Genomic DNA, 24,647 nt, shown 5'->3' with positions numbered 1-24,647 from the left:
GGATCGCAGTGATCGTCTTGTGGATAACTTTGTGCGTAAAAATCATAACATATTGTTATTTACACAAAATAAAGTCTGCACTTAAATCTTAATCCAATAAATACAGTGAGTTACATAAAATCCGTGACTCGATCGCGGTTTTTAATTATGCGATCCCTTGTGTGGATATTAAATTTATGCCTTAACAAATAGCGAATACCGTTCTGAATTTATTACCAATAAAAAACGCCAGCTTAGCTGGCGTTCACACAAACAGGCAGAAATTACTTTTTATTAACCAGGAACTTAACTACGTTGGCATAATCCGCTACGAAGTTATCCATTGAGCTGGTATCTAAACCGCCATTATTCACCATATATTTACCATTAACGAACATGGCGGGCACACCCTGTAGGTTAACGTCTGCCGCGGCTTTTTCCTGTTGAGCAACCAGCGCTTTAACCGCAAAGCTGTTCCAGGCAGCATCGTAATCTTGAGATGAAATGCCCGCAGCCTGGATGAATGTCGCTTTTAAGCTGGCAGCATCCGTGATGGTTTGGCTTTTTTGGGTGCCATCAAAAATTGGCGCAATCACTTTGTTTTCAACGCCTAACGCCATTGCAACAGCCCATGCGTGGGTCGTGATCGGACCCAGTTCGCCGCCCAGAAAATCAACATGGTATGCCACTACTTTCACATCGGCTGGCAGATTCTTTTTCACGGCATCGCTTACGTGATAAATACGTTCGAATTGATAGCAATGGGGGCAGAAAAAGGAGAAGAACTCCATCACCTGTGGTTCACCTGCGATTGGCTTCTGCAAACTGACATACTGTTTTCCGTCATCAAATTGTGCAGCCGATGCGCTAAATGCCAGCGTTAATCCTATCAATGCAAACCAAATTTTTTTCATCGTGAAAAACTCTCCTGACTTCTTCATTAAAATTGCGGAGTGAGCTGCAAAGGCGGTTCCTGTAACAGCTTCTCCTGCTCGGTAAATAGTGAAATCTGTCTGCGCCAGAAATCTTCATCGGTCATCCACGGAAATGCGCGTGGAAAAGCCGGGTCCTGCCAGCGGCGCACTACCCAGGCCAGATAATAAACCATGCGCATGGCGCGTAAAGGCTCAATCAGTGACAATTCATTAATATCGAAATCGCTGAATTCACTGTACGCTTCCAGCAAAATGTTCCACTGAATACGCTGTTCCTGACGATCGCCATTTATTAGCATCCATAGATCCTGTACAGCAGGGCCGTTTCGGGCATCATCCAGATCAACAAATAAGGGGCCATCGCGCCATAAAATATTGCCGGGATGGCAGTCGCCATGTAAACGTAGCGGCTGCCAGGCGTGGTGCCAACGTTGTTGCAGCGTGGCGCTCAATTTATCAATTGTCTGTAGCAAAGCAGCTTTGAGCTTAGCAGGCACTAAGCTGGTCTGTTCCAGCACCTGCCGAGGTTGATAAAGATACTCCTCTAGTCCCATCAAAGGGCGATGCTTAAATAACGCCTTACGCCCTGTCTGGTGAATGCGACCTAAAAAGCGTCCAACCCACTCCATTTGCTCTTCATTATCAGTTTCGTACTGTCGTCCACCCAGACTTGGGAACACGGCAAAACAGAAGCCCGCATGTATCTGCAAGGTTTTGCCTTGCAGGACGAGGGGAGCCGCAACAGGAACTTCGTCAGCCTGTAAATCCAGCGCGAACTGATGTTCTTCGTTGATTTGTTCTGACTGCCAGCGCTGTGGCCGATAAAATTTTGCTACATAGCGGCGTTTATCGTCATCAGCAAATTGATAGACACGGTTTTCATAGCTATTAAGAGCCGTCAGCCCCGATTCAACACGGATTCCTACATCCCAAAGCGCATCCAGGATCATATCGGGATTCAGCGTCTGAAAATTAAAAGCAGCGTCGCTCATTTTCTTACCTGTGTAGCCTTATGCTGTTAGCCAGCAAGGATACATTACTCACCATCCTTAATGACACCACGCGCGCGCAGTAAAGCCATTTTAAAATCAGCTTCGTAAACCTTTTTTAAACCAGGAATCTCATCGTACTGGGCAGAGTCGCGCATTTTTAAATGGTAAATCAATACGTCATCCGGTAATTCACTTAATGGACCACTGAAGCCAGACTCTTGCGCAAGTTTCTGTAAAAATACAACCAGATTAAGATCGGGTTCCTTTTGCCAGGCCGGTTGAAGCAATTCCATTAACTCGTTTAGGCGATGGCATTTCATCTCAGGCTCCTCAAAATAGTATTAACAGCAAACCAAAAGCGAGGGCAACAGTATGGCAGCATTAACCGGTGTTATTCTGGCCGGTGGTCAGGGTCGCCGTATGGGTGGTGAGGATAAAGGATTGCTGCTGCTTAATGGCGTGCCGCTTTATCAGCATGTCCTTCAGCGGCTTGAACCGCAAGTCGATATTGTCATGGTTAGCGCCAACCGTAACATTGATCGCTATCAGATGAAGGGGTATCAGGTCGTAAAAGATTCTGTTGCAGATTATCTGGGCCCGTTGGGCGGCATGCTGAGTACACTCAGCGTTATTTCTGGGGACTGGGCTGTTTTTTGCCCTTGCGACACACCCGACGTTCCTCTTAATTACGTTCAGCAATTATGGCAGCAAAAAGGAAATGCGCCTGCCGTATGGGTACGCTCACAGGAACGTGATCATCCCACATTATCGCTTATACACAAGGATGTCGTGGAGGCGCTCACCGATTATCTGCAACATGGCGAACGGCGGTTAATGTCGTTTCTTCTTGAACAGGGTGGTCATGCGGTTCAGTTCAGCGACAATGAACTGGCTTTCCGGAACATTAATACGCCAGAAGTTCTTCTGAAATGACACTTCCTTTACTTGCGATTACCGCCTGGAGCGGCACAGGAAAAACAACCCTATTGCAGAAAGTGATTCCTTTACTTAAATCGCGTGGCGTGCGTGTCGGGTTGATTAAGCATACTCATCACAATATGGAGATTGATACGCCAGGTAAGGATAGCTACGTTTTGAGAAAGGCGGGCGCCGATCAAGTGATAGTCGCCAGCTCACAGCGTTGGGCATTGATGTGTGAAACAACCACAGAAAAGACAGATCTGCATTATCTCGTGGATCGTATGGAGACATCTTTGCTGGATTTGGTTTTGGTTGAAGGGTTTAAAAACGAAGCTGTGCCAAAGATTGCGTTATATCGTTCGAGTATTAACGGATCTGTTAAGGACCTGCTTGATGAGCAGGTCATTGCTGTCGCGAGCGATCAACCTATCTCGCTTCACCTGCCTGTTTTGGATATTAACGAGCCTGAGCTTATTGCTGATTTCATTATCAACTGGCTTTTATCGCGTTAAAACGGTCCGGGCCGGACGTAAAAAAGCCCTTTGCATATGCAAAGGGCTTTCTCTTATTTGATGCCTGGCAGTTCCCTACTCTCGCATGGGGAGACCCCACACTACCATCGGCGCTACGGCGTTTCACTTCTGAGTTCGGCATGGGATCAGGTGGGACCACCGCGCTACGGCCGCCAGGCAAATTCTGTTTTATTCACGCCGTCACCCTCAGGTAACCACGTGAACCAGTCCGTGAACCAAGCTGAAAACCGGGTCTCTCTAAAACGCCTCTGGCGTTGTAAGGTTAAGCCTCACGGGTCATTAGTACCGGTCAGCTCAACGCATCGCTGCGCTTACACATCCGGCCTATCAACGTCGTCGTCTTCAACGTCCCTTCAGGACCCTTAAAGGGTCAGGGAAAACTCATCTCGGGGCAAGTTTCGTGCTTAGATGCTTTCAGCACTTATCTTTTCCGCACTTAGCTACCGGGCAGTGCCACTGGCGTGACAACCCGGACACCAGCGGTGCGTTCACTCCGGTCCTCTCGTACTAGGAGCAACCCCCCTCAGTTTTCCAGCGCCCACGGCAGATAGGGACCGAACTGTCTCACGACGTTCTAAACCCAGCTCGCGTACCACTTTAAACGGCGAACAGCCGTACCCTTGGGACCTACTTCAGCCCCAGGATGTGATGAGCCGACATCGAGGTGCCAAACACCGCCGTCGATATGAACTCTTGGGCGGTATCAGCCTGTTATCCCCGGAGTACCTTTTATCCGTTGAGCGATGGCCCTTCCATTCAGAACCACCGGATCACTATGACCTGCTTTCGCACCTGCTCGCGCCGTCACGCTCGCAGTCAAGCCAGCTTATGCCATTGCACTAACCTCACGATGTCCGACCGTGATTAGCTGACCTTCGTGCTCCTCCGTTACGCTTTAGGAGGAGACCGCCCCAGTCAAACTACCCACCAGACACTGTCCGCAGCCCGGATAACGGGCCTACGTTAGAACATCAAACATTAAAGGGTGGTATTTCAAGGATGGCTCCACGCAGACTGGCGTCCACGCTTCAAAGCCTCCCACCTATCCTACACATCAAGGCTCAAGGTTCAGTGTCAAGCTGTAGTAAAGGTTCACGGGGTCTTTCCGTCTTGCCGCGGGTACACTGCATCTTCACAGCGAGTTCAATTTCACTGAGTCCCGGGTGGAGACAGCCTGGCCATCATTACGCCATTCGTGCAGGTCGGAACTTACCCGACAAGGAATTTCGCTACCTTAGGACCGTTATAGTTACGGCCGCCGTTTACCGGGGCTTCAATCAGGAGCTTCTCTTGCGATAACCCCATCAGTTAACCTTCCGGCACCGGGCAGGCGTCACACCGTATACGTCCACTTTCGTGTTTGCACAGTGCTGTGTTTTTAATAAACAGTTGCAGCCAGCTGGTATCTTCGACTGGCTTCAGCTCCGGGAGCATGTCCCTTCACCTACGCGCCAGCGTGCCTTCTCCCGAAGTTACGGCACCATTTTGCCTAGTTCCTTCACCCGGGTTCTCTCAAGCGCCTGGGTATTCTCTACCTGACCACCTGTGTCGGTTTGGGGTACGATTTCGTGTTACCTGGAGCTTAGAGGCTTTTCCTGGAAGCAGGGCATCTGTCACTTCAGCACCGTAGTGCCTCGTCATCACGCCTCAGCGTAGAGTGTACCGGATTTGCCTGGCACACACGCCTACACGCTTAAACCGGGACAACCGTCGCCCGGCTGACACAGCCTTCTCCGTCCCCCCTTCGCAGTAACACCAAGTACAGGAATATTAACCTGTTTCCCATCGACTACGCCTTTCGGCCTCGCCTTAGGGGTCGACTCACCCTGCTCCGATTAACGTTGAACAGGAACCCTTGGTCTTCCGGCGAGCGGGCTTTTCACCCGCTTTATCGTTACTTATGTCAGCATTCGCACTTCTGATACCTCCAGCAGACCTCACAGTCCACCTTCGACGGCTTACAGAACGCTCCCCTACCCAGCGGCGCTTGCGCGCCGCTGCCGCAGCTTCGGTGCATGGTTTAGCCCCGTTACATCTTCCGCGCAGGCCGACTCGACCAGTGAGCTATTACGCTTTCTTTAAATGATGGCTGCTTCTAAGCCAACATCCTGGCTGTCTGGGCCTTCCCACATCGTTTCCCACTTAACCATGACTTTGGGACCTTAGCTGGCGGTCTGGGTTGTTTCCCTCTTCACGACGGACGTTAGCACCCGCCGTGTGTCTCCCGTGATAACATTCTCCGGTATTCGTAGTTTGCATCGGGTTGGTAAGCCGGGATGGCCCCCTAGCCGAAACAGTGCTCTACCCCCGGAGATGAATTCACGAGGCGCTACCTAAATAGCTTTCGGGGAGAACCAGCTATCTCCCGGTTTGATTGGCCTTTCACCCCCAGCCACAGGTCATCCGCTAATTTTTCAACATTAGTCGGTTCGGTCCTCCAGTTAGTGTTACCCAACCTTCAACCTGCCCATGGCTAGATCACCGGGTTTCGGGTCTATACCCTGCAACTTGTCGCCCGGTTAAGACTCGGTTTCCCTGCGGCTCCCCTATACGGTTAACCTTGCTACAGAATATAAGTCGCTGACCCATTATACAAAAGGTACGCAGTCACACCACGAAGGTGCTCCCACTGCTTGTACGTACACGGTTTCAGGTTCTGTTTCACTCCCCTCGCCGGGGTTCTTTTCGCCTTTCCCTCACGGTACTGGTTCACTATCGGTCAGTCAGGAGTATTTAGCCTTGGAGGATGGTCCCCCCGTCTTCAGACAGGATATCACGTGTCCCGCCTTACTCATCGAGCTCACAGCCTGTGTGTCTTCGTGTACGGGACTGTCACCCTGTACCGTGCGCCTTTCCAGACGCTTCCACTGACACACACGCTGATTCAGACTCTGGGCTCCTCCCCGTTCGCTCGCCGCTACTGGGGGAATCTCGGTTGATTTCTTTTCCTCGGGGTACTTAGATGTTTCAGTTCCCCCGGTTCGCCTCGTAACACTATGTATTCATGTTACGATGATGCACGGACAGGCGTTTTACGCATGCAGACTGCAAAGCTGAGACCCGGACACACCGTTAATTTCACTCTTATTACGGAGAATGAACACGGCGTGTCGTTTCAATTTTCAGCTTGTTCCGGATTGTTAAAGAGCAGTAAAACGTCGCAATGCACTCGAAAATGCATTCTGACGTTTTTTCGGGCATCAACGTGCGTTGATGGTGGAGCTAAGCGGGATCGAACCGCTGACCTCCTGCGTGCAAGGCAGGCGCTCTCCCAGCTGAGCTATAGCCCCGAACAGGTAAAACCCGTGACCACAATTCTTTCTCAGGTAAGGCGTGGTTTCGCGAAGCATACTGACGTATGCGGGCCGGAACCATAACGCAGAATGAGGAATTGCTGACACCGTTCATTAAAGAACGGCGCAGCGATGCTCTGTGAATTTAACGTCGTAATGAATTACGTGTTCACTCAGCAGAGACTTGATATTTTTTACGTCCGGAGACGCTGATATCAATCCTGCGAGTGCCCACACAGATTGTCTGATAAATTGTTAAAGAGCAGTGCGTACAGCGGCTTAACCGGCTGTCGCGAGGTGGCGTATATTACGCCTTCCTCCTGCAGAGTCAACCTCTTTCTGAGAAGTTTTTCTCCGGCGGCTCAGTCTCCCGAACCTGCCAGCACGTCATACCGTAAGCCGGTGTGCCGTGTCAGTGGAGGCGCATTATAGGGAGTTCTTACGGGCTGACAAGCGCTAATTTCAAATATTTTTCTGACTGCTGTTTTTTTCAACTAAAGTGAGCTAAACCGCTAGTTTTTCAAGCAAAGGAAAACCATATCGCTTTAGTACCGGCGATAATTGCACCGCTTCGCTGTCCATTCGGGTACAAAACGCTGCGTTTACTTGTGAAGAGCAGACTTCCGGGGCTTCATGCTCAAGCAACCAGGCCGTTCGACGCGCAATGGCTGCGCCAGAGTCAATTAAACGTGTGCCTTCCGGCAATACCTGCTGTAATTCTTCCCGCAATAAAGGAAAGTGAGTACATCCCAGTACGACCGTATCCGGCGGCTCAGACATGCGCAGCCAGGGCTGTACAATGTGGCGCACATCTTCCAGGGCAACGTTTTCTCCATGCAGCTTAGCTTCGGCTAATTCCACTAACGCTGCTGATCCCAGCATTTCGATTTTGCAGGCTGTAGCGAACTGCGCCACCAAGGTGTGGGTATAAGTACGTTTCACTGTTGCACGGGTAGCCAGCAAGCCAACCACACCATTACGTGTTAAGCGCGCCGCCGGTTTGATCGCGGGCACAACCCCCACAACCGGAAAAGCAAATCGTTCACGTAGCGTAGGTAAAGTAATAGTGCTCGCCGTATTACAGGCAATGATGACTAAAGAGAGCGGATAACGCTGGGTGATAGCGTCAACGACAGCAACGACTCGCTCAATAATAAACGTTTCCGTTTTTTCACCGTAAGGAAAACCCGCATTATCGAAGGCATAAAGATAATGAAGGTCCGGCAGTAGCTGTCGGACTTCATCATAAATGGAAAGCCCACCGACGCCAGAATCAAATACCAGCACGGTGGGACGTAAATTAGAAGCTGTAGCTGCCGCTGAGATAGTACTCTCGTCCTGGAGTTTGATAGCCATACACTGTCTCATAATCTTTATCGAACAGGTTGGCAATTCTACCACGAACGGTGAGTTGTGATGTGACCGGATACGACACCGCGAGATCCCACAAGCTTACGCCGCCCAGCTTAATGCGCTGCGCAGTATATGAATGGTTATAATCCGTGTCGTAGCGCTCGCCCAGATAATGATAAGTGACTGACCAGTCAAAATCGTAGAGGGACCAGTCCAGCTGATATTTAACCTGCTGCTTAGCACGACGAGCCAGCTGCTGGTTAGTTTCTGCGTCACGAGAATCAACATAATCGTAAGAAAGCTGATGGCTTAACGGGCCCGTTTCAAATGACGCCGTCGCTTCCACCCCCTTGATACGTGCCTTATCAATGTTGTAATAGCGATAGGTTACCGGGTCGCTATCAATCAGATTATCAATATCGTTGCGGTAGCCTGATACTCGCCAGTTAACGGGTCCGGTCAGCCCTTCAAAACCGCCTTCCCATTGTTTGCTTTTTTCAGGATTTAAATCGGCGTTTCCATAAAAGCTGCTGTAAAGCTGTCCCAGATTCGGAGCTTTAAATGCCGTACCGTAAGAGACAAATGCGCGATACCCTTCGATAAACTCCCAGGCTGCGCTGGTTTGCCAGGTATTGTGCCAGCCAAAGGTGTTGTTATCATCGCCACGTACCGCACCTTCCAGCGTCACGCTGCCAAACTGCTGCTGCGCGGTGGCATAAATGCCGGTGTTACGTTGCTCTTGCCCTTCCGTTGTGGAATTGGTCCCTGGCTCTGAGTCTTGTTTCTGCCAGTCAATGCCGCCACTGACCGTGCCGTGACCAACCTGAACGGTATTTCCCCACTGAAGATTATATTGTTGAACATCATTCAGCGTGGCCGTCGCATCATAACGTCCCAAAGCAGGGCTGTAGTTATAATCCTTAGTATGGCTGTAGCTGGCGATGAGCTGTGTTGAATAAATACCCTGATTAAAGCGCAACCCAGAATCCCACGTTTGACTGTAGAGCTGGCGCGTATCCACAAAAGAATTGGGTTCAACGTAAGTTGGATACCCATCATAGTCAGTACGATTATCAAAACCATAACCGCGTACAAAGCCGCTAAGCTGGTCGTTAAACTGATGTTCCAGGGATCCATAAACCGTTTTGCTCATAAAACCATCACGGTCTTTTTGCGCCGGATCGCCATAAACATCCGGCAGATTGGCAACCACATCATACCCTTTGGTATAGGTATAGTTGCCTGCTACCGTCAGCCTGGTGGCATCGCCCAACATTTGTTGCGTGGAACCATCATAGGACTGATAACCATTGGAACCGACACCGGCCGTCAACGTGCTACCGGGTTGCGCACGACCAGTAATAATATTCACTACGCCGCCAATTGCATCCGAACCATAAACGGCGGAACGTGCGCCGCGAATGTATTCAATGCGTTGTACCAGCGATAACGGAATCTGGCTGAGATCGGACGAACCGGAGATACCGGCCTGATTAAGACGGATACCATCGATCAGGATCAGAACGTGGCTGGAATTGGTGCCGCGAATAAACAGTGAGCTGGATTGTCCTAATCCGCCATTTTGCGCTACATCAACACCCGGCAGTCGGCGCATCACATCGGTCAGGCTTTTTGCTTGCCAGCGATCAATCTCATCGCGCGTGACAACGGTTGTGGGTGCCAGCACGCTCGACACCGGCTGTACAAAGCGGTTAGCAGTCACAATTTGCGTATCATCATTCCCCTGAGCAAAACCGTTTTGCGCCCAGAGAGAAATCGCCGTTGCACTGGAGGCAAACAGCAACTCTTTAGTTTTAATCATTTTTCATAGCATCCAAAAGACGAAACAGGATGCCGCAGGCATACAATCAATAGCACGCGATGACTGTACGAGTTGCGACGTCACACCGGCAGGTCTTCGGGCTGGGAATCATAAGTAGTGACGACTTCCCATCCCGCAGGACAGTGTCTGCAACTGCAATCACTACGACATTCCTTACCGCTGCGCGTCAGCTCCAGATTTACACTGGATTCCCTCTTAACTCAGGCTGAGACCGGCGCACGCAGTCTACGGAGGGCCGATGTGGATGTCCAGACTTCCAAACATCTTATCTGCACAACACTGGACATCAGCAAGTGAATGCCTACAATCGCCCGGCGAGAATGCCATTAACCAGGATTGATCATGACGCCCGAACATCTCCCGATTGAACAATATGACGCGCAACTGGCGGAAAAAGTCAGTCGTTTAACCACGATGATGACGCCATTTGCCGCACCCGAAGTGGAGGTGTTTCGTTCACCGGTCAGCCACTATCGTATGCGCGCGGAGTTCCGCCTGTGGCATGATGGCGACGACATCTATCACATCATTTTTGATCAGCAAACGCGTGAGCGTATCCGCGTCGATCAATTTCCGGCGGCCAGCGCGTTAATCAATCTGGTCATGCCGAAAATGATCGCAGCGATCCGTGATAACCAAACGCTGCGCCACAAGCTGTTTCAGATCGATTACCTGTCAACGATGAGTAATCAGATCGTGATTTCCTTGCTTTATCACCGCAAGCTGGACGATGTGTGGCAGCAGGCTGCGAGCGAACTTCGCGACCAACTGCGAGCAGAAGGCATTGATGCCCAGCTGATTGGCCGGGCGACCAAAACCAAAATCTGCCTCGATCGCGATTATGTCGATGAACGCCTGCCAGTGGCGGGTCGTGAGATGATCTATCGTCAGGTCGAAAACAGTTTTACCCAGCCGAACGCAGCAATGAATATTCACATGCTGGAATGGGCGCTGGACGTAACAAAGGCGTCGCGCGGCGATCTGCTGGAACTTTACTGCGGCAATGGCAACTTCTCGCTGGCGCTGGCGCGTAACTTCCGCCGGGTGCTGGCCACAGAGATTGCTAAACCGTCGGTCGCCTCAGCACAGTTTAATATTGTAGCTAACCAGATCGATAACGTGCAGATCATTCGTATGGCGGCCGAAGAGTTTACTCAGGCAATGAATGGAGTACGCAGCTTTAACCGCCTGGAAGGCATCGATCTGAAAAGTTATGATTGCGAGACAATTTTTGTCGATCCGCCACGCAGCGGGCTGGATGATGAAACGGTGAAGATGGTGCAAGCTTACCCGCGCATCCTGTACATCTCCTGCAATCCGCAAACGCTGAGCGATAATCTGCAAATCCTGGCGCAGACCCATGACATCACTCGGCTGGCGCTGTTTGATCAGTTTCCCTACACCCACCATATGGAATGTGGCGTGCTGCTTATACGCAAAGCTTAAAAAAACGGGAACCGCTGGGTTCCCGTTTTCACTTTCACTGTTTGCGCTTCCGTTTAATGCGCGTGGCTATCCAGAACACCAGCGCCACCATTAAAATGGTAGGGATAAAGTTGGAACCCATGTCTGGATACTCAGCGCGAACTAATGCGCTATAAACCAAAATTCCCAACAGGAAAAAAGCCGCCGCTAATCCGGGCATACCGTCTGGCATACTGCAGTTCAGGTAACGCTGGTGCAGACACCAGGCTGCCAGACCTAGCGCAAGCAAGGGAAAGATTGAAAACGGCACAAAAGCGCTAAATAGCACTGAAAATGAGCCGTTAATCGCTAGTCCGGTAATAAAAGCCAGTAACAGCGTGCCTTTATCGCGGGAAATCTGTTGGGTCATGGCATTATCCTTATTTCGTTACTCTTCAGGTTTATCCAGGGTTACCGCCAGACGTTCTTGCTCACGGCGATACCAGTAATAAGCGCCTTTGGCGATCATGCGTAGCTGCAGCACCAGGCGATCTTCCAGCTTGCGACGCTGATCAATATCGATGTCCAGCGCTTCCGCGCCCGCGCTGAAAACAATAGTGACCATCGCTTCGGCCTGCGCTTCGGTAAAGCTGCGCGGCATACGGTTTTCGACTTCAAGATAATCAGCCAGTTCAGCGATAAAATGCTGAATTTCGCGCGCAACTGCCGCACGAAAAGCGGCAGACGTGCCAGAGCGTTCGCGCAATAACAGGCGGAATGCATTAGGATTGTTGCCGATAAACTCCATAAAGGTGGCTACCGACGTTTTGATAATACTACCGCCTTTAGCAATGCGCTGACGTGCCTGACGCATCAGCTGGCGTAGCATTAATCCGCTTTCGTCCACCATCGTTAAACCGAGTTCATCGACATCTTTGAAGTGGCGATAAAATGAGGTTGGCGCAATGCCAGCTTCGCGGGCAACCTCACGCAAACTCAAACTGGTAAAACTGCGTTCGGCGCTGAGCTGACTGAAGGCTGCTTCAATCAGTGTACGTCGTGTACGTTCTTTCTGTTGCGCTCTGACGCCCATTCTCTCGGCCTTTTGCGGAATTAAGCGGGCACTATAACAAAATTTTCAGCGTACATAAGTGCAAACTGTGTGTATGACTGTGAACCTCACTCTTTGTCAAACTGAGTTGAAAATCGCTGATAGAATTCAGATGTGCGCGGCGAGATGTTAGAATCCCGTTGTAAAAATGTATAAATAATAGGACGTATCGGTATGCAAAAGTCTTACGATTACGATGCCATTGTAATTGGCTCAGGACCTGGCGGCGAAGGTGCGGCGATGGGGCTGGTGAAGCAAGGAGCGCGTATCGCGGTGATCGAACGCTACCATAACATCGGCGGCGGTTGTACACACTGGGGTACTATCCCTTCTAAAGCGCTTCGTCACGCAGTAAGCCGTATCATTGAGTTCAATCAAAACCCGCTTTACAGTGATCATACTCGCCTTCTTCGCTCTTCCTTTGCTGACATTCTCAATCACACCGAAAACGTCATTAGCCAACAAACGGCAATGCGCCAGGGCTTTTATGAGCGTAATCGCTGTGAGCTTTATCAGGGTGATGCACAGTTTGTTGATGCCAACACAATTGAAATTGAACAGCCGGACGGATCACGTGAGCGCCTGACAGCAGAAAAATTCGTTATCGCCTGCGGTTCCCGTCCGTATCACCCGGTAGACGTCGATTTTACCCATCCACGCATTTATGATTCCGACTCTATCCTTAACCTGCATCACGAACCGGGCCATGTGATTATTTACGGCGCCGGGGTAATTGGCTGTGAATATGCCTCGATTTTCCGAGGTCTGAACGTCAAAGTCGATTTGATTAATACACGCGATCGCCTACTGGCGTTCCTTGATCAGGAGATGTCCGACTCCCTTTCTTATCACTTCTGGAACAACGGCGTGGTGATACGTCACAACGAAGAGTTTGAGAAGATCGAAGGCGTAAGCGATGGTGTGATCATGCACCTGAAGTCCGGCAAAAAACTGAAGGCCGACTGCCTGCTTTACGCAAACGGCCGTACCGGGAATACCGATTCGCTGGCGCTGGAAAACGTTGGTCTGGAAGCGGATGGCCGCGGTTTGCTAAAAGTGAACAGCATGTATCAGACTGCACAGCCGCACATCTATGCGGTGGGCGACGTAATTGGTTACCCAAGCCTGGCATCCGCTGCTTACGATCAAGGGCGTATTGCTGCCCAGGCGCTGATTAAAGGGGAAGCCTCAGCGCATCTGATCGAAGATATTCCAACCGGGATTTACACCATTCCAGAAATCAGCTCTGTGGGTAAAACCGAGCAGCAGCTGACGGCCATGAAAGTGCCTTACGAAGTGGGTCGTGCACAGTTTAAACATTTAGCACGCGCACAAATTGTCGGCATGAATGTGGGCAGCCTGAAGATTTTGTTCCATCGCGAAACCAAAGAGATCCTCGGCATCCACTGCTTTGGTGAACGTGCCGCAGAGATAATTCACATCGGCCAGGCAATCATGGAACAGAAGAACGGTGGCAACACGATTGAGTATTTCGTGAACACCACCTTCAACTACCCCACCATGGCCGAAGCTTATCGCGTGGCCGCGTTAAATGGCTTAAACCGCCTGTTTTAACGTCGTGTCAAAATAGCTCTGCATGTGGGTACGAATCGCCTCTGCCAGCTGTTCATAACGGCTGCGCAGAGGTGAGCCAGGGCGGTACACCAGCGCAATGGTGCGTTGTGGAACCGGCTTGTAACACGGTAAATAGCAGACACCATCACGCACGCGTTCCGGAGGCACTGCCAGCGCCGGTAACAGCGTGATGCCACTTCCTGCCGCGACCATATTGCGCAGCGTTTCGAGACTGGTCGCACGAAAATGCGTATCTTCATCTGCGCCAGCTTCAAAACAAAAGCCCATCGCCTGATCGCGTAAGCAGTGTCCATCTTCCAGCATCAGCAGTTTCTCACCCGCCAGATCGGACATCGGCACCCGATCGCGGTCATGCCACGGATGATCCTGATAGATCGCCAGCTTCATCGGCTCATCAAACAACGGCACTTCAATAAACGCCTCACTCTCTTTAACCAGAGCCAGGATGGCGCAGTCAAGCTTACCGCTATCAAGCTGGGCTAACAGTTGCTGGGTTTGTGCTTCATGCAAATACATTTCCAGCTTCGGAAAAGTTTGATGCAGCATCGGTATGACCTGCGGCAACAAATACGGGCCGGTGGTTGGAATCAGACCAATATGCAACGGACCTGACATCGCTTCGCCCTGCTGGCTCGCCATCTCTTTCAGCACTTTCACTTCCCGCAGCACAGTGCGAGCCTGATCCACCAGCAACAAACCGGCTTGAGTGAATAAGACTTTACGACTGGTCCGCTCCAGCAGCATGACGCCCAGTTCATCTTCTAACTTACGAATCTGCCCACTCAGCGTTGGCTGACTCACATGACACGCATCCGCTGCACGGCGAAAATGACGGTGCTCCGCAAGCGACACCAGATATTCCAGATCACGAATGTTCATTGTTATCCTCCATACCACGATAGCCCATGGCGATAGATAGAATAGCAATGAACGATTAGCCCTATCAAGCTGCGATGGGAATAATGCAGCCATCAAATTCAAAGCTGTCGCTCACGAGGAGAAAATATGTTTGCAAGTCAGGAAGGTAAACCGATCCCGCAGGTCACTTTTCACACCCGTCAGGGCGATCGCTGGGTTGATGTCACCACTGATGAATTGTTCAAAGACAAAACCGCCATCGTGTTTTCACTGCCAGGTGCTTTTACCCCAACCTGTTCATCCAGCCATCTGCCACGCTACAACGAATTACACAGCGTGTTTGCGCAGCACGGCGTTGACAGCATTCTTTGCGTCTCTGTGAACGACACCTTTGTGATGAATGCGTGGAAAGCCGAACAGCGCGCTGAACATATTACCTTTATCCCCGATGGCAACGGCGAATTCACACGCGGCATGGATATGCTGGTGGAGAAGGCCGATCTGGGCTTCGGTCCACGCTCCTGGCGTTACTCTATGCTGGTCCGTAACGGTGTCATTGAGAAGATGTTTGTTGAGCCAAACAAGCCGGGCGACCCGTTTGAAGTGTCTGATGCAGACACCATGCTGCGTTATCTGGCACCAGAATTTAAAGTGCAGGAACCAGTCTCTGTCTTCACTAAGCCAGGCTGCCCGTTCTGCACCAAAGCTAAGCAGATGCTGTTGGATCGCGGTATTCAGTACGAAGAGATCGTGCTGGGGCAAGATGCCACTACCGTGAGTTTACGTGCCGTTACCGGCCGCACCACGGTGCCACAAGTGTTTATCGGTGGCCGTCACATTGGCGGTAGCGATGACCTTGAACAGTTTCTGCTGTCAGCGTAAAAAATCTCTGTGTCAGCTGGGAGCTGGCCTTTGATGATGTGCCTATAAGAAAGTGGTAATTCTGAAGTTAGAGGTTAGCGGGCATTTTCTGTGCCCGCTTTTTTTATCTGCAATTTACGCTAAACGCTGCTTCGCTTCAGTAATGGCATACGCCACCTGCTGCGGTGATACGCCACCCTGGGCGTTACGTTTGTCGAGGCAGGACTGGAGCGCCAGAGTCGGATACACATCCTCTTCAATCGCCGTACTAAACTGCTTCAGCTGCGCCAGCGACAACGCTTCCAGCGCTACGCCTTGTTTGATCGCTTCCACGACCGCTTCACCAACAATATGGTGCGCTTCCCGGAACGGTACACCTTTAGCGACCAGATAATCTGCCAGCTCAGTAGAGTTTGCGTAACCTTGCTCAGCAGCCTCCTGACAGTGCGGACGCTTCACCTGAATACCATCAAGCACCAGCACAGACATGTGCAGGCAGTCGAGCCAGGTATCCAGCGCATCGAACAGCCCTTCCTTGTCTTCCTGCATATCTTTATTGTACGCCAGCGGCAGGCCTTTCAGCGTCATCATCATGCCGGTCAATGCACCCTGTACGCGGCCACATTTACCCCGAATTAACTCCAGCGCATCCGGATTTTTCTTCTGTGGCATTAAAGATGAGCCAGAGGTGACTTTGTCTGCCAGCTCAATAAAACCTGCTTCGCCGGTGTTAAAGAAAATCATATCTTCAGCAAAGCGCGATAGATGCACCATACCAATTGCAGCATCAGACAACAGCTCAAGTACATGATCGCGATCGGAAACGGTATCCAGGCTGTTACGTGTCGCTGAGGCAAAACCTAACCAACCCGCCAGCTGTTGCCGATCGATTTCATACGCTGTTCCGGCCAGCGCGCCGCAGCCCAGCGGACTAACGTCCAGACGCTTCAGCGTATCCTGCAAACGGCTTTCATCGCGAGCCAGCATTTCCACATACGCCAGACACCAGTGTGCAAACGTTACCGGCTGCGCACGCTGTAAATGGGTATAACCCGGCATCACCGCGTCCTGGTTGGCTTCTGCCGTTACTACCAACGCCTGTTGCAGTTCACGCGTGGCACCCAGCAAGGCTTCCACCTGCATTTTGCACCACAGCTTTAAATCGGTAGCGACCTGGTCGTTACGACTGCGGCCAGTGTGCAGTTTTTTACCCAGCGCACCGACTTTCTCGATTAGCTGACCTTCAACCCAGCTATGAATGTCTTCGGCATCGCTTTGTAAAATCTGTTCAGGACTGGCACGTACCTCTTCCAGCAATGCATTCAGTGCAGCTTCCAGCTGTTGCTGTTCATCGCTATTCAGCACATTCACTGTCACTAACGCTTTGGACCAGGCGATTGAGCCGACAATATCCTGCTCCGCCAGGCGATAATCAAAGCGCAGCGAATCGTTGAACTGTTTGAAACGTTGATCTGCTGCCTGGGTAAACCGTCCACCCCAAAGTGCCATGTGAAAATCTCCTTCAAATCGTTAAACGAAGGGCGGCATAAATGCCGCCCTGTGGTTATGCTATGAGGCGAGGCGCACCTCGCCTGCGAATTACTTCTTCTGCTCGTTCAGCGCACGAATGCGTGACGAGAGCGAGAACAGACGGATAAAGCCGCCCGCATGGCGATGATCGTAGACTTCATCTTCACCGAAGGTCGCAAATTCTTCTGAATACAGGCTGTTCGCAGAGCGTTTCTGCGTAGCCGCAGCCTGGCCTTTATACAGCTGCAGGACAACTTCACCATTCACGTCTTCAGCCAGCGACTCAGCGGCGGCCTGGATAGATTTACGCAGCGGCGCAAACCAGCGGCCATCATAAACAACATAAGCCATTTCATGGCCCAGCTGCTCACGCCACTTGAAGCTGTCGCGATCCAAAACCAGCTGCTCAACCGCACGCAGCGCATTGATCATAATGGTGCCGCCTGGGGTTTCGTAACAACCGCGCGACTTAATGCCCACCAGGCGATTTTCCACAATATCAATACGACCTACGCCGTGTTTAGCGCCGATTACGTTAAGTTTTTCCAGGCACTGGAACGGGCTCAGTTTTTCGCCGTTTACCGCGACTACGCGACCTTTTTCTACGGTCACAGTAACATCTTCAGGCTGATCAGGCGCGTCCAGCGGATCAACGGTCCACACCCAGCAGTCTTTGTTCGGTGCGTTCGCTGGGCTTTCCAGCACTCCGCCTTCAGTAGAAATGTGCCATGCATTTTCGTCACGGCTGTAAATTTTTTCCAGCGATGCGGTGGTCGGGATGTCGCGCTCTTTCAGATAATCCAGCAGCGCTTCACGTGAACGCAGATCCCATTCACGCCATGGCGCTACCACTTTCAGCTGCGGCGCCAGCGCGGTGTAGGTAGTTTCAAAACGTACCTGATCGTTACCTTTACCGGTCGCGCCGTGGCACAGCGCATCAGCGCCCACTTTCAGCGCCAGTTCAACCTGCGCTTTAGCGATGATAGGACGCGCCATAGAAGTGCCCAACAGATACGTTCCTTCATACAGCGCACCGGTTTGCAGCACTGGATAGACATAATCACTGATAAATTCTTCACGCAGATCAACCACGTGACATTCTGAGGCACCAGACTGTAGCGCTTTCTTCTCAACGCCGTCCAAATCGCTACGTTCCTGGCCAATATCTGCCACGAACGCGACAACTTCACATCCGCCATAGTTTTCTTTCAGCCATGGAATGATGGCAGAAGTATCAAGGCCGCCAGAGTAAGCCAGAACGATTTTTTTGATGCCTTGCGTTTGCATGTCGTAATCCTTGAATCAGAGTCGTTAAGCGAGAATCCGGGTGCCAATCGACACGCCGTTAAAAAGGGTTGGGAGCTGCTCAGCGTGGCGCCAGCTGGCAATATCCACCGGGCGGCCCAGGGTGCGAGCGGCATCTAGCGCCGCGTGCACTTTAACAATCATGCCATCCGTAATAATGCCCTGAGCAATTAACTGTTCGGCTTTATCTGCAGTCATTTCTTCAATGCGCTGACCTTTACCGTCCAGAATACCGCTGACATCCGACAACAAGACTAAATCAGCACCGATAGTTGAAGCCAGCGCTGTTGCGGCCTGGTCGGCGTTAACATTCATCAACTCACCGCTATCGGTGATCCCGATTGAGCTGATCACGGGCATGTATCCGGCGCCCAGCAACGTATTAATCAACGCTGGATTACCCGGCGTAGCATTGCCAACATGGCCGAGTTCTTCATCAAACTGCGCCACGTTCACCAAACCAGCATCGCCAAGACACAGGCCAACCGCGTTGATGCCATATTTTCTCGCCCATGCCAGCAGCGTTTTGTTGGCTGTTCCCGCCAGCGCACCGGTAATGATGTCGATTTGATCGGCTGGCGTAATGCGCAGGCCACCCTTTTTCTTCACCGGCAGCGCCAGTTTTTTCATTAATTCGTCTACCAGGCAGCCACCGCCGTGAACGATAATCAGCGAGCGCTGATGTGCTGCGCGATAGGCCAGTAGCGCGTCAAACAACCGGGACAGCGCTTCTTCGCTGTCCAGCAGTACGCCGCCAAGCTTGATAATTAAAGGATTGGTCATGGTTAACTTACTCGTCCGTTAAATCAGTGACTGCGTTTCAGAGAAACCAAAACGAATATTCATACACTGCACCGCTTGCGACGCTGCACCTTTCAGCAAATTGTCTTCTGCCGCCACGACAATCAGGTGCTCGCCCTGTACCGCAAATCCAATATCACAATACGGCAGGCCAACCACCGCTTTCAATGCCGGAACGCCTTGATCGTAAACACGTACCAGCGGTTTGTCGTGATAAGCATGATGGAAGGCTTTGGCGACATCTTCCCGGCTAATGCCAGCTTTCAGGCGGCAGGTGATAGTTGCCAGAATACCGCGCGGAAAGCTACCAAGATGCGGAGTGAAAATCACCGGCGTACCAAGATGCGCCACGATTTCTGGATGATGGCGATGCGTGAAGATGCCGTAGGGTTGCAGGCTCACTTCGCAGAAGCTGGTGCCAACGTTAGCTTTACGCCCTGCGCCGCTTACACCACTGGTTGCGTTGATCACGGGCCATTGCGCTTCATTCAGCAGGCCCGCATCTACCAGGGGTTTCAATGCCAGCTGTGATGCGGTTGGGTAGCATCCGGGTACGGCTACCAGCTGCGCTTCTTTAATTTTTTCATGCTGGAACTCAGCAAGGCCGTACACAGCTTTATCCAGCCAGTCTCCATGCTGATGCGTAAATCCGTAGTACTGGGTATAAAACTCGCCATCATTAACGCGGAAAGCGCCTGACAAATCGAAAACGACGCAGCCGGCTTTCAGAAATTCCGGCGCCAGATCGTGGCTAACTTCGTGAGCGGTTGCCAGAAACACAACATCGACTTTATCTGCCCATTCAGCGGCACTGCTCAGCGGTTGCAGTGGCAGATCCACCACGCCTTTCAGCTGGGGGTGCAGGTCAGATAAACGCTTACCGGCATCCGGGCTTTGCGCTGAAACCGCCAAAGCGGTTATGTTCATATGTGGATGGCGATTCAGGAAAGTGGCAAGCTCTACACCAGCGTAACCACTGGCACCCACGATCAGTGTATTCAACATCAGGCTGTATACCTTATTACAGTCACACGTTCCGGGACGCGGCCTTGCCCCGTTGCCCATGGTGTCGTTTGCAGAAAACTTAGGTTCCCAGGCAAACGACTTTTATGTATTTTTATTCACTATTAATGCATGAATATTGATACATCCTAACTCAAGGACCGTCAACAGTGAAGTCAAAATTACCGCCTTTTATCGAACTCTACCGCCAGCTAATCGCCACGCCGTCAATCAGTGCAACCGATGCCTCGCTGGACCAGAGTAATGAAACTTTAATCAATTTACTGGCTGGCTGGTTTCGCGACCTGGGCTTCAGCATTGAAGTGCAGCCGGTGCCCGGTACGCGTCATAAGTTTAACATGCTGGCCCGCACCGGAAGCGGCGCTGGTGGCCTGCTGCTCGCCGGTCACACCGATACCGTTCCGTTTGATGAAGGTCGCTGGACGCGCGATCCGTTCACGCTGACCGAGCACGACAACAAACTGTACGGTTTAGGCACTGCCGATATGAAAGGTTTTTTTGCTTTCATTCTCGACACGCTACGCGATGTTGATGTAACAACGCTGAGCAAACCGCTTTACATCCTGGCGAGCGCTGATGAAGAAACTACCATGGCAGGCGCTAAGTACTTTTCTGAATCGACTCAGCTGCGCCCGGATTGTGCCATTATTGGCGAGCCAACATCCCTTAAACCGGTGCGTGCGCACAAAGGCCACCTGTCAAATGCGATTCGCATTCAGGGCCAGTCTGGCCACTCCAGCGATCCGTCACGGGGCATCAATGCCATTGAACTGATGCACGACGCGATCGGGCATTTAATGCAGCTGCGTAATACATTGAAAGAGCGTTATCACCATGATGGGTTCGCTATCCCTTATCCAACCATGAACTTTGGTCATATTCATGGCGGTGATGCGGCGAATCGCATTTGCGCCTGCTGTGAATTGCATATGGATATTCGCCCGCTGCCGGGACTGTCACTGAGCGATTTAGATGAATTACTCAACGAAGCGCTGGCACCGGTGAGTGCAGCCTGGCCGGGCCGTATTACCGTCAGTGAACTGCATCCACCGATTCCGGGTTACGAATGTCCCGCCAATCATGAGCTGGTAAAAGTAGTGGAAAAACTGCTGGGTATGCCGACAGAGATAGTGAACTATTGCACCGAAGCGCCTTTTATCCAGCAATTGTGCCCAACCCTGGTTTTAGGCCCAGGATCCATTAATCAGGCACACCAGCCAGATGAATTTATCGATACGGCATTTATCAAGCCAACTCGCGAACTTATCAGTCAGGTCGTACGCCATTTCTGCCTCTGATTAACAGCAAATGGGGCATTTAACTGCATTACCAGTAAAATGCCCGGTCATTCTGCGGGATTTACCAATAAGAATAACTTATCCCGCTTTGCTTCCGTTAAATTCTATGAATTTCCGACATTTAGCGACACGTTCAGGACGCTTCAAGTCAATTGACGAACGGAACATAACGTGGCTAGATAAAAGACGATGTTATGCCCGGTGGGTATATAAGTTAAAAGACGATAAGGGTGTCAGGGTCCAATGAACGAACAATATTCCGCAATGCGAAGTAATGTCAGTATGCTCGGCAAACTGCTCGGGGATACGATTAAGGATGCGCTTGGAGAGAACATCCTCGATCGGGTGGAAACCATCCGTAAACTGTCCAAGTCATCTCGTGCAGGAAATGACACTCATCGTAAGGAACTGCTGAACACGCTGCAAAACTTGTCTAACGATGAACTTTTGCCGGTGGCTCGTGCGTTTAGCCAGTTCCTTAATCTCACCAACGTGGCTGAACAGTATCAAACCATTTCTCACAATGGCGAGGGGGCGAATCACCCGGAGCTATTGAAAAAAACCTTCGAAAACCTTAAGCAGCAGCGTGGCATCAGCGAAAGCGCCATCCGTCAAGCGATTGAATCGTTGTCGCTGGAGCTGGTTTTGACCGCGCATCCCACTGAAATCACCCGCCGCACGCTGATCCATAAGCTGGTTGAAGTGAACAGCTGTCTGAAGCAGCTCGATCACAGCGATATTTCCGATTACGAACGCAATCAAATCATGCGTCGTTTACGCCAATTGGTGGCACAAGCGTGGCACACTGATGAGATCCGTAAATATCGCCCAACCCCTATTGATGAAGCCAAATGGGGCTTTGCGGTGGTTGAGAACAGCTTATGGGAAGGCGTGCCCGCATTTTTGCGTGAACTGAATGAACAGGTTGAAGAATCTTTCGGTATTAAACTGCCGGTTGATTTCGTACCGGTGCAATTTACCTCGTGGATGGGCGGCGATCGCGACGGCAACCCGAACGTGACTGCCTCTATTACGCGTCATGCCATGCAGCTAAGCCGCTGGAAAGCGACCGACCTGTTCCTGCGTGATATTGGCGTGCTGATTTCAGAACTGTCGATGTCGGAATGTAGCGATGAAGTGCGTGAACTGTGTGGCGATCCAGAAGCGATTGAACCGTATCGCATGATCCTGAAGCGTATCCGCAGCCAGTTAATGTCTACGCAATCCTTTCTCGAGCGCCGCCTGAAAGGAGAACGTCTGCCACGTCCGGCTGATTTGCTGGTCTCCAACGATCAGCTGTGGCAGCCGCTTTATGCTATTTATCAGTCGCTTCAGCAATGCGGTATGGGCATTATCGCCAACGGCCAACTGCTGGATACGCTGCGCCGCGTAAAATGCTTTGGCGTCCCGCTGGTACGCATCGATCTGCGTCAGGAAAGCACCCGTCATACTGAAGCCATTGCGGAAGTTACGCGCTACCTTGGTCTTGGCGACTATGAAAGCTGGTCTGAAGCCGATAAGCAGGCGTTCCTGATCCGCGAACTGAACTCTAAACGTCCCCTGCTGCCACGTAACTGGGAGCCAGGCGATGAGACGCGCGAAGTCCTGGAAACCTGTCGCGTTGCGGCTGAAGCTCCTCAGGGTTCTATTGCGGCCTATGTTATCTCAATGGCGAAAACGCCCTCTGACGTACTGGCTGTACACCTTCTGTTAAAAGAAGCGGGTATTAACTTCGCGATGCCAGTTGCCCCGCTGTTTGAAACGCTGGATGACCTGAACAACGCCAATGATGTAATGAGCCAATTGCTTAGCATCGACTGGTATCGCGGTTTTATTCAGGGCAAGCAAATGGTCATGATTGGCTACTCAGACTCGGCAAAAGATGCCGGTGTGATGGCTGCCAGCTGGGCGCAGTATCAGGCGCAAGACGCTCTAATCAAAACCTGCGAGAAAGCAGGAATTTCGCTGACCCTGTTCCATGGACGTGGCGGCACTATTGGTCGTGGCGGTGCACCCGCACACGCCGCGCTGCTGTCACAACCGCCAGGCAGCCTGAAAGGCGGCCTGCGTGTTACCGAACAAGGCGAGATGATCCGCTTTAAATACGGTTTGCCAGAAGTCACTATTGCCAGCCTTTCGCTGTACACCGGTGCCATCCTGGAAGCTAACCTGATGCCGCCGCCAGAGCCAAAAACGGAGTGGCGCAACATTATGAATCAGCTGTCCGCAGATTCATGTGCAATGTATCGCGGTTACGTACGTGAAAATCCAGATTTCGTACCCTATTTTCGTTCGGCAACACCAGAGCAGGAACTGGGTAAATTGCCGCTCGGTTCGCGTCCGGCGAAACGCCGTCCCACCGGTGGCGTTGAGTCGCTGCGTGCAATTCCGTGGATTTTCGCCTGGACGCAGAACCGCTTAATGTTGCCAGCCTGGCTGGGCGCCGGTGCGGCGCTGCAACAGGCGATGGAAGCGGGCCATCAGGATCAGCTTGAAGCGATGTGCCGCGACTGGCCTTTCTTCTCGACTCGCCTCGGCATGCTGGAAATGGTGTTTTCGAAAGCCGACCTGTGGCTGGCGGAATATTACGATCAACGTCTGGTTGATAAATCACTGTGGCCACTGGGCAAGCAGCTGCGCGACCAGCTTGATTTGGATATTAAAGCGGTGCTGACCATTGCCAACGACGCACATCTGATGGCTGACCAGCCCTGGATCGCCGAATCAATTGCGCTGCGCAACGTCTACACCGATCCGCTCAACGTTCTTCAGGCTGAACTGTTGCATCGTTCACGTGCTCAGGAAGCGCGCGGTGACGAACCGGATGCGCGTGTGGAACAAGCGCTGATGGTTACTATTGCAGGCGTGGCGGCAGGCATGCGCAATACCGGTTAATGTAGAACGAGCCGCTGGATACAGTGATGTACATAGCGGCTTTCTAATCAACCGAAATGGCAGACAAAAAAAGCCGGGCAATCGATAAATTGCCCGGCTTTTTTATAAGAAGAAGA

The 24,647-nt window shown here is 51.5% G+C and carries 19 protein-coding genes, 1 tRNA gene, 2 rRNA genes and 1 riboswitch; of the genes, 7 read left to right on the top strand and 15 right to left on the bottom strand.

Going from position 1 to position 24,647, the window contains the following annotated elements; all coding sequences use genetic code 11:
• Positions 1-263 precede the first annotated feature (263 nt).
• Genes dsbA through QRY16_RS05155 form a run of 3 tightly spaced genes read right to left on the bottom strand, consistent with a single transcriptional unit; the run spans position 264 to position 2,226 of the window.
• Positions 264-893 (bottom strand): thiol:disulfide interchange protein DsbA, encoded by a 630-nt coding sequence (dsbA, locus tag QRY16_RS05165; RefSeq protein ID WP_193406320.1) that lies wholly within the window; start codon positions 891-893, stop codon positions 264-266.
• Between the two features lie 26 nt (positions 894-919).
• Positions 920-1,906 (bottom strand): serine/threonine protein kinase, encoded by a 987-nt coding sequence (locus QRY16_RS05160; RefSeq protein ID WP_289775864.1) that lies wholly within the window; start codon positions 1,904-1,906, stop codon positions 920-922.
• Positions 1,907-1,950: 44 nt separating this feature from the next.
• Entirely contained in the window at positions 1,951-2,226 is a 276-nt protein-coding gene (locus tag QRY16_RS05155) for a YihD family protein (RefSeq protein ID WP_193406322.1), read from the bottom strand.
• A 52-nt stretch (positions 2,227-2,278) separates the two neighbouring features.
• Between QRY16_RS05155 and mobA the strand changes: the two genes are divergently transcribed.
• Both mobA and mobB read left to right on the top strand, forming a co-directional pair.
• Positions 2,279-2,839 carry a molybdenum cofactor guanylyltransferase MobA gene (gene mobA / locus QRY16_RS05150; RefSeq protein ID WP_289775863.1) on the top strand — a complete coding sequence of 187 codons (561 nt, stop codon included), beginning with the start codon at positions 2,279-2,281 and terminating at the stop codon, positions 2,837-2,839.
• Complete coding sequence (gene mobB / locus QRY16_RS05145; RefSeq protein ID WP_289775862.1) at positions 2,836-3,339, top strand: molybdopterin-guanine dinucleotide biosynthesis protein MobB; 504 nt, start codon at positions 2,836-2,838, stop codon at positions 3,337-3,339. The genes mobA and mobB overlap by 4 nt, the downstream gene beginning before the upstream one ends.
• A gap of 62 nt (positions 3,340-3,401) precedes the next feature.
• Here mobB and rrf read toward each other — a convergent pair.
• The 5 genes from rrf to btuB form a co-directional block, all read right to left on the bottom strand.
• Positions 3,402-3,517: ribosomal RNA gene (rrf, locus tag QRY16_RS05140) — 5S ribosomal RNA — on the bottom strand.
• Between the two features lie 101 nt (positions 3,518-3,618).
• A 23S ribosomal RNA gene (locus tag QRY16_RS05135) occupies positions 3,619-6,443 on the bottom strand.
• Positions 6,444-6,574: 131 nt separating this feature from the next.
• Positions 6,575-6,650, bottom strand: a tRNA-Ala gene (locus QRY16_RS05130).
• Positions 6,651-7,157: 507 nt separating this feature from the next.
• Entirely contained in the window at positions 7,158-8,009 is an 852-nt protein-coding gene (gene murI / locus QRY16_RS05125) for a glutamate racemase (RefSeq protein WP_193406080.1), read from the bottom strand.
• Entirely contained in the window at positions 7,954-9,828 is a 1,875-nt protein-coding gene (gene btuB / locus QRY16_RS05120; protein WP_289775861.1) for a TonB-dependent vitamin B12 receptor BtuB, read from the bottom strand. The genes murI and btuB overlap by 56 nt, the downstream gene beginning before the upstream one ends.
• 70 nt (positions 9,829-9,898) lie before the next feature.
• Positions 9,899-10,079: riboswitch (cobalamin riboswitch) on the bottom strand.
• 112 nt (positions 10,080-10,191) lie between these two features.
• Between btuB and trmA the strand changes: the two genes are divergently transcribed.
• Complete coding sequence (gene trmA / locus QRY16_RS05115; protein ID WP_289775860.1) at positions 10,192-11,295, top strand: tRNA (uridine(54)-C5)-methyltransferase TrmA; 1,104 nt, start codon at positions 10,192-10,194, stop codon at positions 11,293-11,295.
• Positions 11,296-11,329: 34 nt separating this feature from the next.
• Here the strand turns inward: trmA and QRY16_RS05110 are convergent, their stop codons facing one another.
• The gene (locus QRY16_RS05110) at positions 11,330-11,683 is read right to left on the bottom strand and encodes a YijD family membrane protein (RefSeq protein ID WP_193406083.1); all 354 of its coding nucleotides are present in this window, start codon (positions 11,681-11,683) and stop codon (positions 11,330-11,332) included.
• 18 nt (positions 11,684-11,701) lie between these two features.
• Complete coding sequence (gene fabR, locus QRY16_RS05105; protein WP_193406084.1) at positions 11,702-12,346, bottom strand: HTH-type transcriptional repressor FabR; 645 nt, start codon at positions 12,344-12,346, stop codon at positions 11,702-11,704.
• Positions 12,347-12,538: 192 nt separating this feature from the next.
• Here fabR and sthA point away from each other — a divergent pair, with 192 nt between their 5' ends.
• Positions 12,539-13,939 (top strand): Si-specific NAD(P)(+) transhydrogenase, encoded by a 1,401-nt coding sequence (gene sthA, locus QRY16_RS05100; protein ID WP_289775859.1) that lies wholly within the window; start codon positions 12,539-12,541, stop codon positions 13,937-13,939.
• Here the strand turns inward: sthA and oxyR are convergent.
• Positions 13,922-14,839 carry a DNA-binding transcriptional regulator OxyR gene (gene oxyR / locus QRY16_RS05095; RefSeq protein WP_193406086.1) on the bottom strand — a complete coding sequence of 306 codons (918 nt, stop codon included), beginning with the start codon at positions 14,837-14,839 and terminating at the stop codon, positions 13,922-13,924. The two genes, sthA and oxyR, sit on opposite strands and share 18 nt — an antisense overlap.
• A gap of 126 nt (positions 14,840-14,965) precedes the next feature.
• Between oxyR and QRY16_RS05090 the strand changes: the two genes are divergently transcribed.
• The gene (locus tag QRY16_RS05090) at positions 14,966-15,700 is read left to right on the top strand and encodes a glutathione peroxidase (protein WP_289775858.1); all 735 of its coding nucleotides are present in this window, start codon (positions 14,966-14,968) and stop codon (positions 15,698-15,700) included.
• Positions 15,701-15,814: 114 nt separating this feature from the next.
• Here the strand turns inward: QRY16_RS05090 and argH are convergent, their stop codons facing one another.
• The 4 genes from argH to argC all read right to left on the bottom strand — a co-directional run bounded on the left by argH (position 15,815) and on the right by argC (position 20,320).
• Positions 15,815-17,188 carry an argininosuccinate lyase gene (argH, locus tag QRY16_RS05085; RefSeq protein WP_289775857.1) on the bottom strand — a complete coding sequence of 458 codons (1,374 nt, stop codon included), beginning with the start codon at positions 17,186-17,188 and terminating at the stop codon, positions 15,815-15,817.
• Between the two features lie 90 nt (positions 17,189-17,278).
• Positions 17,279-18,496: an argininosuccinate synthase gene (locus QRY16_RS05080; RefSeq protein ID WP_289775856.1), complete on the bottom strand. Its 1,218-nt coding sequence runs from the start codon at positions 18,494-18,496 to the stop codon at positions 17,279-17,281.
• A 24-nt stretch (positions 18,497-18,520) separates the two neighbouring features.
• On the bottom strand, positions 18,521-19,297 hold the full coding sequence (gene argB, locus QRY16_RS05075; RefSeq protein WP_289775855.1) for an acetylglutamate kinase: 777 nt from the start codon (positions 19,295-19,297) through the stop codon (positions 18,521-18,523).
• Between the two features lie 18 nt (positions 19,298-19,315).
• Positions 19,316-20,320: an N-acetyl-gamma-glutamyl-phosphate reductase gene (gene argC / locus QRY16_RS05070; RefSeq protein ID WP_289775854.1), complete on the bottom strand. Its 1,005-nt coding sequence runs from the start codon at positions 20,318-20,320 to the stop codon at positions 19,316-19,318.
• A gap of 167 nt (positions 20,321-20,487) precedes the next feature.
• On the opposite strand from argC, the gene argE reads away from it, so the two are divergent.
• The gene (gene argE / locus QRY16_RS05065; protein WP_289775853.1) at positions 20,488-21,636 is read left to right on the top strand and encodes an acetylornithine deacetylase; all 1,149 of its coding nucleotides are present in this window, start codon (positions 20,488-20,490) and stop codon (positions 21,634-21,636) included.
• Positions 21,637-21,879: 243 nt separating this feature from the next.
• Positions 21,880-24,531 carry a phosphoenolpyruvate carboxylase gene (ppc, locus tag QRY16_RS05060; protein WP_289775852.1) on the top strand — a complete coding sequence of 884 codons (2,652 nt, stop codon included), beginning with the start codon at positions 21,880-21,882 and terminating at the stop codon, positions 24,529-24,531.
• Positions 24,532-24,647: the final 116 nt, after the last annotated feature.

Source organism: Mixta mediterraneensis (assembly GCF_030283135.1).
In the GTDB taxonomy this organism is placed as follows: Bacteria; Pseudomonadota; Gammaproteobacteria; order Enterobacterales; family Enterobacteriaceae; genus Pantoea; species Pantoea mediterraneensis.
The sequence above is the reverse complement of the archived record's forward strand: the minus strand, read 5'-3'. Positions and strand labels throughout refer to the sequence as shown.